Annotated in this window: 8 protein-coding genes; 3 read left to right on the top strand and 5 right to left on the bottom strand. The window is 72.7% G+C overall.

Annotation, left to right across the window (positions count from 1 at the left end; genetic code table 11):
- From ABZV94_RS38050 to ABZV94_RS38040, 3 genes are all read right to left on the bottom strand, one after another.
- Positions 1 to 1,061: SPFH domain-containing protein (locus ABZV94_RS38050; protein ID WP_356349022.1), on the bottom strand; the 1,061-nt coding region annotated here is incomplete at its 3' end.
- A gap of 133 nt (positions 1,062 to 1,194) precedes the next feature.
- Positions 1,195 to 1,413 (bottom strand): hypothetical protein, encoded by a 219-nt coding sequence (locus ABZV94_RS38045; RefSeq protein WP_356349020.1) that lies wholly within the window; start codon positions 1,411 to 1,413, stop codon positions 1,195 to 1,197.
- Between the two features lie 26 nt (positions 1,414 to 1,439).
- Positions 1,440 to 2,876, bottom strand: coding sequence for an amidase (locus ABZV94_RS38040; RefSeq protein WP_356349017.1), 1,437 nt, complete (start codon positions 2,874 to 2,876; stop codon positions 1,440 to 1,442).
- A 295-nt stretch (positions 2,877 to 3,171) separates the two neighbouring features.
- Here ABZV94_RS38040 and ABZV94_RS38035 point away from each other — a divergent pair, with 295 nt between their 5' ends.
- Positions 3,172 to 5,199 (top strand): TerD family protein, encoded by a 2,028-nt coding sequence (locus ABZV94_RS38035; protein WP_356349015.1) that lies wholly within the window; start codon positions 3,172 to 3,174, stop codon positions 5,197 to 5,199.
- A 92-nt stretch (positions 5,200 to 5,291) separates the two neighbouring features.
- Here ABZV94_RS38035 and ABZV94_RS38030 read toward each other — a convergent pair whose 3' ends face one another.
- Entirely contained in the window at positions 5,292 to 6,251 is a 960-nt protein-coding gene (locus ABZV94_RS38030; RefSeq protein ID WP_356349012.1) for an alpha/beta hydrolase, read from the bottom strand.
- A 223-nt stretch (positions 6,252 to 6,474) separates the two neighbouring features.
- Between ABZV94_RS38030 and ABZV94_RS38025 the strand changes: the two genes are divergently transcribed.
- On the top strand, positions 6,475 to 7,356 hold the full coding sequence (locus tag ABZV94_RS38025; protein ID WP_356349010.1) for an LLM class F420-dependent oxidoreductase: 882 nt from the start codon (positions 6,475 to 6,477) through the stop codon (positions 7,354 to 7,356).
- Between the two features lie 88 nt (positions 7,357 to 7,444).
- On the opposite strand, the gene ABZV94_RS38020 is transcribed toward ABZV94_RS38025, so the two are convergent.
- Entirely contained in the window at positions 7,445 to 8,005 is a 561-nt protein-coding gene (locus ABZV94_RS38020) for an NAD(P)H-dependent oxidoreductase (RefSeq protein ID WP_356349008.1), read from the bottom strand.
- A gap of 99 nt (positions 8,006 to 8,104) precedes the next feature.
- Between ABZV94_RS38020 and ABZV94_RS38015 the strand changes: the two genes are divergently transcribed.
- Positions 8,105 to 8,824 (top strand): helix-turn-helix domain-containing protein, encoded by a 720-nt coding sequence (locus ABZV94_RS38015; protein ID WP_356349005.1) that lies wholly within the window; start codon positions 8,105 to 8,107, stop codon positions 8,822 to 8,824.
- The last annotated feature ends 91 nt before the right edge of the window (positions 8,825 to 8,915 follow it).

The following is an 8,915-nucleotide window of genomic DNA, read 5'->3' as shown; positions in this document are numbered from 1 at the left end:
GCGGTCGCCGCACCCCGGCTCTTGGTCGCCTCGGCCTCGGCCGCGGCGGCGGCCTTCACCCGGGTCGCCTCGGCCGCGGCCGCCAGCTCCGTCTCCTTCGCCTTGGCCTGGGCCGCCGAGATCCGCGCGTCGCGCTCGGCCTCGGCCAGCGTCCGCTTCTCGTACGCCGTGGCGTCCGCCGGCTTGCGGACGTCCGCCTGGAGCTGCTGCTCCCGCCGGTGCGCCTCCAGTTCGGCGACCCGCGTCTCCTGCACCACGACCTCCTGCCGGGCCGCCGCCGCGGCGAGCGGGCCGGCCTGCTGGGCCTTCGCCGCCGCCTTGTCCCGCTCGGCCTGGTAGCCGGCCTGGAGGATCTCGCTGTCCCGGGTGGCCTCCGCCATCCGCGCGAAGGACTGCTGCTCGGCCTCCGTGGCCAGCCGGTTCGCCTCGGCCTGCGCGATGCGCGCGTCCCGCTGGACGGCCGCCGCGTGCGGCATCGCCAGATTCTGGATGTACCCGGTCGGATCCTCGATCTCGTGGATCTGCAGCGAGTCCACGATCAGACCGAGCTTCTCCATCTCCGTACCGCAGGCCGCCCGGGTCTGCCCGGTCAGCTTCTCCCGGTCGCGGATCATGTCCTCGACCGTCAACCCGCCCACGATCGAGCGCAGATGACCGGCGAAGACGTTGTGCACCCGCTCCGACATGAGCTTCTGCTGGTCCAGGAAACGCCGGGCCGCGTTGGCGATCGACACGAAGTCGTCGCCGACCTTGAAGATGACCACGCCCCGCACCTTCAGCGGAATGCCCTGGTGCGTCACGCAGTCCACGTGCAACTCGGTCTCGTTCAGGTCCAGCGACAGCTTGCGCACCGCCTGCACTCCGGGCAGCACCAGCGTGCCGCGCCCGGTGACGATGCGGAAGCCCATGCCCTCCTCCAGGCCCTCGGTGCGGTGCTTGGACCCGGAGATGATGAGAGCCTCGTTCGGCTCGGCGACCCGCCACATCATCTTGAACAGACCGATCAACACGAGGACGGCAACGACGACCGCCCCCGCAACGACGCCGACAACCATCGGCATACGCCCCCTTTGCATGGTGCCCGTTCGGCACCGAACGAAGGGAGTGTGCGCCTGCCGGGGGCCCGGGTGAAGACGGGGGTGAATCCTTGTTGCAATCTTGACGCACACCGCCCTCACCTGGGGCGACGCATGCTCAACTGTCGTATGCGGCCGTCACGTAGACGGTCCTCGGTGGCAGGTACTCCACCACCATCACCACCGTGCCGGTCGGGATCCGGCCCGTGCCGTCGGCCGGATAGGCGAGGAAGTGCTCCGCGCCGCCGCGCACCCGCACGATCACCTCGCCGACCAGACCGGGCCCGACCGTCCCCGTCACCCGCCCCATCAGCCCGACCATCGACGCGTCGCCCATGGCCCCAGCGTACGGGCGGAACGCCGTCACGCGGCCGGAGTGTCCGCGTCCGCGCCGGCGTCCGACCTCTCCGGCGGCCACAGCTCGTGCCAGCGCAGCTCCGCCTCCAGCTGCGCGGCCAGGGACACCAGCAGGGGCTCACTGTTGGCCGGGCCGAGCAGCTGCGCCCCCACCGGGAGTCCGGAGCCGGCGAACCCGGCGGGCACGTTCACCCCCGGCCAGCCGAGCACGTTCCACGGCCAGGCGTACGGGCAGGCGGCGATGATCGCCCGGTCCGTGGCCAGCCCGCCGAGCCGGGCCAGGGCACCGATCCGGGGCGGGGGCGTGGCGGTGGTCGGGGCGAGGATCACGTCGTACGACGTGAAGAACGCGCCGATCCGCCGGTGCAGCACCGCCTCGGCGCGCCGGGCCGCCCGGAGCGGGGCACCGGCGAGGAGCCGGCCGAGCCGGGCCGCGCCCCGGGTGCGCGGATCGAGCAGCGCCGGATCGGGCGCCTCGCGGACCCGCTCGGCGATCCCGGCGGTGGCCCGGGGCACGAACGCCAGCCCGATCTGCCCGTACGGCGGATCGGCCCGCTCCACGACATGCCCCAACCGCGCCAGCCGCTCGGCGAGTTCGACGACCCGGGCGCGGATCACCGGGTCCAGCCGGGCGGGTACGGCGGTGAACGGCGGCTTCAGCGACAGGGCGACGCGCAGCCGGCCCGGGTCGCGGCCGACCGCGTCCGCCACCGTCAGCGCGGGCGGCCGGTGCGGGTCCAGGGCGTGGTTGCCGCTGGCCGCGTCGAGCAGCAGGGCCGCGTCGGCGACCGTACGGGCGAGGGTGCCGTTGACCGTGATGCCGTGGAAGGACTCGCCGCGCGGCCAGGTCGAGATACGGCCGCGCTGCGGCTTGATGCCGATCAGATGGGTCCAGGAGGCCGGGATGCGCACCGAACCGGCGCCGTCGGAGCCGAGCGCGGCCGGGACGAGCCCGGCGGCGACGGCGGCGGCCGAACCACCGGACGACCCGCCGGGCGTGTGCCCGGTGTTCCACGGGTTGCGGGTCTCCCCGAACGCCGGCCCCTCGGTGAACGGCCACTGCCCCAGCTCGCAGGTGTTCGTCTTGCCGACGATCACCGCGCCGGCCGCGCGCAGCCGCCGGACCGCCTCCCCGTCCGCGGCCGCCGGCGGGAACTCGCCGCAGCAGCCGAACGCGGTCGGCTCACCGGCCACGTCCATGTCGTCCTTCACCGCCACCGGCACCCCGAGCAAGGGGAGCCGCACACCGGCGGCCAACTCCCGGTCAGCGGCCTCCGCTTCGGCGAGCGCGGCCTCGGCGCGCACGATCCGGAAGGAGTTCAGCGTCGCCTGCGTGGCCTCGATCCGCGCCAGCGTCCGCTCCACCACCTCCCGCGAGGTCACCTCCCCCTCGGCGAGCGCACGCCGGGTCTCCACGAGTCCTGCGGCACGGTCGGGCGTCATGGACGAGCACCTCCGGGAGACTCCGGGCACGATGTCTACCGAACGGTAACGTCGAAGCGGGGCGGGAGCGTGGTTTTCCCGGGGGTGTTTTCCCGGGCGCGGGTTCATCCGGGGGACGGGGGCGGTGTTCCTTCGCCGAACGTGGAGCACCCGTTTCGGCCGTGGGGCGTGGTGATGATGCCTGGAGGCTACAGTTTTCCCTGTGGGCCACCTCACAAAGAGTCGTGAGAGTGGCCCGGACGACGTGTGCGTATGGGCAAGACGCAGCAATCTGGGGGGATTGTCGGTGCGGGAGATGGTGAAGGGTTCGAATGCGACGCTTTCGACCCTGAGTGACAACGTCGGTTCGCTGATCGTCAGCCTTCGCTGGGCCAGCCCGAGTGGCGAGGGCGACGCTGACGTATCGGTCCTGTTGCTGGGACCGGACGGCAAGGTGCGCAGCGACGGCGACTTCTACTTCTACAACAACCCGGTCGCCTCCGACGGCAGCGTGCAGCTGCTCGGCAAGGCCCCGGTGGAGCAGGGCGACGAGGACCGGATCGGGTTCGACCTGACGGTCGTACCGGAGGATGTCGACAGGATGGTCATCGCCGCGAGCCGGTACGGCGATGCCCACTTCGGGGAGTTGGAGGACCTCACGGTCACGCTGTCCGACGGAACCGGTGAGGGCATCCTCCGGTTCGCGATCGACGACGCCCGATCGGTCAGTGCGGTCATCTTCGGCGAGCTGTACCGCCGTGACGGCGAGTGGAAGTTCCGCGCCGTAGGGCAGGGGTACGCCGACGGCCTGGCCGGTCTGGCGAAGGATTTCGGGGTCGACATCGACGACGACGCGGCAGCGGAGTCCGCGCTGGACGACGGTGCGGCCGAGGACGAGGGTACGACGGCCGGAGCCGCCGGGGCCGAGCCCGTTCCGGAGCCGGCACTTCCCGCCGTGCCGTCCCCCCGCCGGTCCGGGGAGACGGACCAGGCGTCTGCTCCGGCGCCACGCCCCCGGACGGCGAAGAGGAAGATCACCCTTCCCAAGGTGGCGAAGAAGTCCCTCGCCGAGAACGAATCCTGGCGGGAAGCGAGGCTGTTCCCGGTCTCCGCGCTCAAGAGCGACCGGGAGCGAGAGACCCGCGCCACCTCCGTCCTGCTGTCGGTCATGGCCCAGGTGCCGGAGTTCGGAAGAAGGATCACGGCCGGTTTCGGCGCGCCGGCAGGCCGTATGGAGACGTTCGCCGAGGTGTCCCTGCCGCACGGCGACACACCGCGACGGCCGGACGGCGTCGTCCGTGTGGAGCGGGCGGGCAAGTTGTGGACCGCGCTGGTCGAGACGAAGACCAATGGGAACGCGCTCAGAAGCGACCAGGTGCAGGCGTACATGGACATCGCCGCGCGCCGGGGGTACGAGGCAGTGATCACGCTGTCGAACGACGTCGCCCTGGAAGGCAGCCCCCTGGTGGACGTCAAGGTCGACGGCCGGCGCAAGCACAAGGTGGCCCTGTGGCACCTGTCCTGGGCGGAGGTCGCCTACCAGGCCCAAGTGCTGATCCGGCACGAAGGCGTCGGGAACGCGGCGCACGCCTGGCTGCTCCAGGAACTGCTGTACTACCTCCAGCACGAGAATTCCGGCTGTCACGGATTCCAGAACATGGGGCCCGCCTGGGTGCCCGTGCGCAAAGGCATCGACGACGAGACCCTGTGCCAGGGCGACCCGAGGGCACTCGAAGTCGTCGAGAGCTGGGAACGGCTCATCCGCCAGGTGTGCCTCGGACTCGGAGGCGAACTCGGCCGCAAGGTGCTCCCGGTGCAGCGGGGCAAGCGAGGCAGGGATCCCCGCGAACAGCGCCAGGCCCAGGCCGACCGGCTCTGCCTCCAGGGCCGGCTCCAGGCCGAACTGCGTATCGACGGCGCGTCCGGTGTGCTGTCGGTGGGCGCGGACCTGCGCACCGGCAGGCTACGGGTCTCCACGGACATCCCCGCACCGGACCAGGGCTACCCGCTGACCTGGGCGAAAAGGCTCATCCGACGGCTGGCGGAGGCACCGGCCGACCTGCACATCGAGACACTGGTCGACGGTGAAACAGGCGGCCCGCGAGGCACGCTGGAGCGGTTGCGTCCCGAGCCGGCCGACCTCCTGCCCAAAGCTGCCGGTGCCCGCATCACCGGCTTCCGACTCTCCCTGTTCAAGTCCATGGGGCAGGGCCGTGGCAATGCTGAGACGGGATTCATCCGCAGCGTCGACGACGCGGTCCAGCGCTTCTACGGTCATGTGGTGGTGCCTTTCGACCGCCCGACGAACCGGCGCGCGTCCGTCAGGGAGCCGGCCTCCGCGTAAGGGGGCGGACCCGGAGCCGGTGTGCCGTCGGCGGGGACGTCGCCGCTCGTCCCCATGGGACTCCGGGCTCCGGTGGGTCGCGTGGTGAGGGATCAGCCGAGCAACCGCCGCAGCCACCCCAGCCGGGCCGCGCGGGCCGTGCGGGACAGGGTCGCCTCCGGGGCGAGGGCGTCGAAGCCGTGGCAGCCGCCCGGCCAGACGTGGAGCTCGGCCTCGCCGCCGGCCTGCCAGATCCGGGACGCGTAGCCGACCACCTCGTCCCGGAAGGTCTCCGCCGATCCGACGTCCAGGAACGCCGGGGGCAGGCCGGACAGGTCGGTGGCGCGGGCCGGGGCCGCGTACGGGGAGACCTCCGGGCCGCCGCGGCGGTCGCCGAGCAGGGCCGTCCAGGCGGTCTCGTTGGCGGTACGGTCCCACACACCCAGGCCGGCCATCTGACGGCTGGAGACGCTGTCGTTGCGGTCGTCCAGCATCGGGCACATCAGCAGCTGGCCGAGCGGGCGCGGACCGCGCCGGTCCCGGGCGAGCAGGGCCAGCGCCGCGGTGAGACCGCCGCCCGCGCTGGCGCCCGCGACGACGACGCGGTCCGGGTCGCCGCCGATCTCCCGCGCGTGCTCCACGGTCCACAGCAGCCCGGCGTACACGTCCTCGATCGGCGCCGGATGCGGATGCTCGGGCGCGAGCCGGTACTCCACCGACACCACGACCGCGCCCAGCTCCCGCGCCCAGGCCAGCGGTTCGGTCACGCCGGCCCGGTTGGTGCCGGCCACCAGGCCGCCGCCGTGCACGTGGTACAGCACGGGCAGCGGGGCCGGGGCGGCGGCCGTCGGCCGGCACAGGAGGAGGGAGACGTCGGGGGCGCCCTCCGGGCCGGGGACCGTACGGTCCTCCGCCTCGAACGCGCCGTCCATGGTCACGTCGACCAGCTCGACGGCCGCGCTGCGCCGGGCGCTCTCGACATCGGCCGGCGTCAACCCGGGCCCGATCACGCCCCGGAACGACTCCAGCACGGCGGCGAGTTCCGTATCGAACGGCGGGGGGACCAGGGACATGGCTCCTGCTGCTCCTTCGGTGAGTCGTCCGGCGGCCGGTCACGACGTACGCGGTCGTGAGCGGTGGTCAGGGTCGTGAGAGGTCATAAGGGGTCATGAGGGGTCAGGGGCCGTCTACCCCTCCGCGTGCGCGTCAGCCCCATGTTGACTTCGAGCGCGCTCCAGCGCCTAGCGTCTGACTCCTGGACGACGGTGAGCGACAGTGCGACTGACGGAGACGGGCATGCGCGTGGGTGTGCACATCAACAGGTTCGATCACCCGGGGGGCGGCCCCGCGCTCGGCGCCGAGCTCGCCGCCGCCGGTGCCGCCGCGGAGGCGGCCGGGGTGAGCTGGCTGTCGGTGATGGACCACTACTTCCAGATGGAGTTCAACGGCGGCGCCGAGGCCCCCATGCTGGAGGCCTACACCACCCTCGGCTTCCTCGCCGCCCGCACCTCCACCGTCCGGCTCGGCGCCCTGGTGACCGGGGTGACGTACCGGCATCCGGGGCTGCTCGCCAAGATCGCCACCACGCTGGACGTCCTGTCCGGCGGCCGGGCGACCCTCGGGATCGGCGCGGCCTGGTACGACCGGGAGCACCACGGACTCGGCGTGCCCTACCCCCCGCTCGCCGAGCGGTTCGAGCGGCTGGAGGAGACCCTGCGGATCTGCCTGCAGATGTGGGACCCGCGCAACGACGGCCCCTTCGAGGGCCGGCACCACCGGCTCGCGGAGACGCTGTGCGTGCCGGCGCCGGTGAGCACCCCGCATCCCGAGATCATGATCGGCGGCGGGGGAGAGAAGAAGACCCTGCGGCTGGTGGCGCGGTACGCGGACGCCTGCAATCTGATCCCGGGCTCGCCCGGGGAGCTGCGGCACAAGCTGGACGTACTGCGCCGGCACTGCGAGGCGGTCGGCCGGGACTACGACACCGTCCGCAAGACCATCGCCTACAGCGGCGAGCCCGTCACCGAGGGGGACCTGGACGCCTTCCTGCGGGACATCGAGGGGTACACCGGGCTGGGCCTGGACACCGTGATCCTGGTGCCGCGCCGCGGCGAGACGTCCCGCTGGATGGAACGGTTCGCGGCCCCGGCGGTGGAACGCCTGGCGGGGCTGGAGTAGACCGCATGGGTGAGGGCCGGAGCCGTGGTGGCTCCGGCCCTCACCGGGAACGTACGGCACCGGCCCCCGCGGGGAGCGGCGGTACGGCTCAGGCGGCGACCGCGCCCACGTTGCCGTGCAGGCGGGCGACGACCTCGGTGAGCTGGGCGGCGACCTCGGCGTCGTCGACCGGGTGGGTCTCGGCGAAGCGGGTGACCGAGCCGGGGATGGACAGCTTGATGTCCTCGATCACCTTGCCGCCGGCGATGCCCACGGCCTTGCGGGTCTCGTCCTGGGCCCACACGCCGCCGTACTGGCCGAAGGCGGTGCCGACCACGGCGACGGGCTTGCCACCGAAGGCGCCGGCGCCGTACGGGCGGGACAGCCAGTCGATGGCGTTCTTCAGTACGGCCGGGATGGTGCCGTTGTACTCGGGGGAGAAGAACAGGAACGCGTCCGCGGCCTGGGCGGCGGCACGCAGCTTCGCGGCGGCGGCCGGGACGCTGCCCTCCACGTCGATGTCCTCGTTGTAGAACGGGATGTCGGCCAGGCCCTCGTAGAGCTCGACCTCGGCGCCCTCCGGCGCGAGCTTCACGGCCGCCTCGGCGAGCTGGCGGTTGTGCGAACCGGCGCGAAGGCTGCCGACGAGCGCGAGGATGCGAACAGACATGGGAACTCCAAGGGGCTGAAACATCGCTGTCACGATCCGGACCGGGGTCCGTTTAAGTGTGTACCACCCTAACCGGACCGCGGTCCAGTTTTCTTCCCGATGCTTTACGCTGTCGCCATGTCCAGCGCTCTGCCGCCCTTCCCGAAGCCCGAGGAGCCCGTCGACACGTCCCGGCTGCTGGAGGTCGGCCCGGCGTCCGACGAGCCGTGCCTGCGCGCGGACGCCGCCCGCAACCGTGCCCGGCTGCTGGAGGCCGCCGCCCGGCTGATCGCGGAGCACGGGGTGGCCGGAGTCACCATGGAGGCCGTGGCGGCGGCGGCCAACGTGGGCAAGGGCACGGTCTTCCGCCGCTTCGGCGACCGCACCGGGCTGCTGACGGCCCTGCTCGACCACTCGGCCAGGCAACTCCAGGCCGACTTCCTCAGCGGGCCGCCGCCCCTGGGCCCCGGCTCACCGCCCCTGGAGCGGCTGCGGGCGTTCGGCGTGGCCGTGCTGTACCGCACCGCGGAGCAGCTGGACCTCCAGCTGGCCGCCCAGCCGGAGCCCACGCGCCGGTTCGTGCACCCCGCGATCGGCTCGCTGCGCATGCACGTCACGATGCTGCTCCGCCAGATCGTCCCGGACGCCGACTGCGACCTGCTGGCCCACACCCTCCTCGCCTCCCTGGACCCCGCGCTGATCCACCACCTGACCCGACAGTGCGACATGCCCATGGACCGCCTGGAAGCCGGCTGGCTGGACCTGGTCGCCCGGGTGACCGGCACGGAGCCGCCGCGCCCGGCAGGGGCGTGCGGGCCGCGCCCCGCCGGCCGGGGTTGAGGGGTCCGGCCGGTCGAGCTGGGGCTGCCGCAGATGATCCAGACACGGCCCCAGTTCGGCTACGTCGGCGCGCTGCTGGTGTGGCTGTTCG

The organism is Streptomyces sp. NPDC004658 (assembly GCF_040609555.1).
GTDB lineage: Bacteria > Actinomycetota > Actinomycetes > Streptomycetales > Streptomycetaceae > Streptomyces.
Note: the sequence above shows the minus strand (reverse complement) of the source record. Positions and strands in the feature narration are given on the sequence as shown.

Excerpts from the sequence above, each read along its gene's own strand:
- ABZV94_RS38045 (WP_356349020.1), bottom strand. The coding sequence starts at position 1,413 with ATGGGCGACGCGTCGATGGTCGGGCTGATGGGGCGGGTGACGGGGACG.
- ABZV94_RS38015 (WP_356349005.1), top strand. The coding sequence starts at position 8,105 with ATGCTTTACGCTGTCGCCATGTCCAGCGCTCTGCCGCCCTTCCCGAAG.
- ABZV94_RS38035 (WP_356349015.1), top strand. The coding sequence starts at position 3,172 with ATGGTGAAGGGTTCGAATGCGACGCTTTCGACCCTGAGTGACAACGTC.
- ABZV94_RS38040 (WP_356349017.1), bottom strand. The coding sequence starts at position 2,876 with ATGACGCCCGACCGTGCCGCAGGACTCGTGGAGACCCGGCGTGCGCTC.
- ABZV94_RS38030 (WP_356349012.1), bottom strand. The coding sequence starts at position 6,251 with ATGTCCCTGGTCCCCCCGCCGTTCGATACGGAACTCGCCGCCGTGCTG.
- ABZV94_RS38025 (WP_356349010.1), top strand. The coding sequence starts at position 6,475 with ATGCGCGTGGGTGTGCACATCAACAGGTTCGATCACCCGGGGGGCGGC.
- ABZV94_RS38020 (WP_356349008.1), bottom strand. The coding sequence starts at position 8,005 with ATGTCTGTTCGCATCCTCGCGCTCGTCGGCAGCCTTCGCGCCGGTTCG.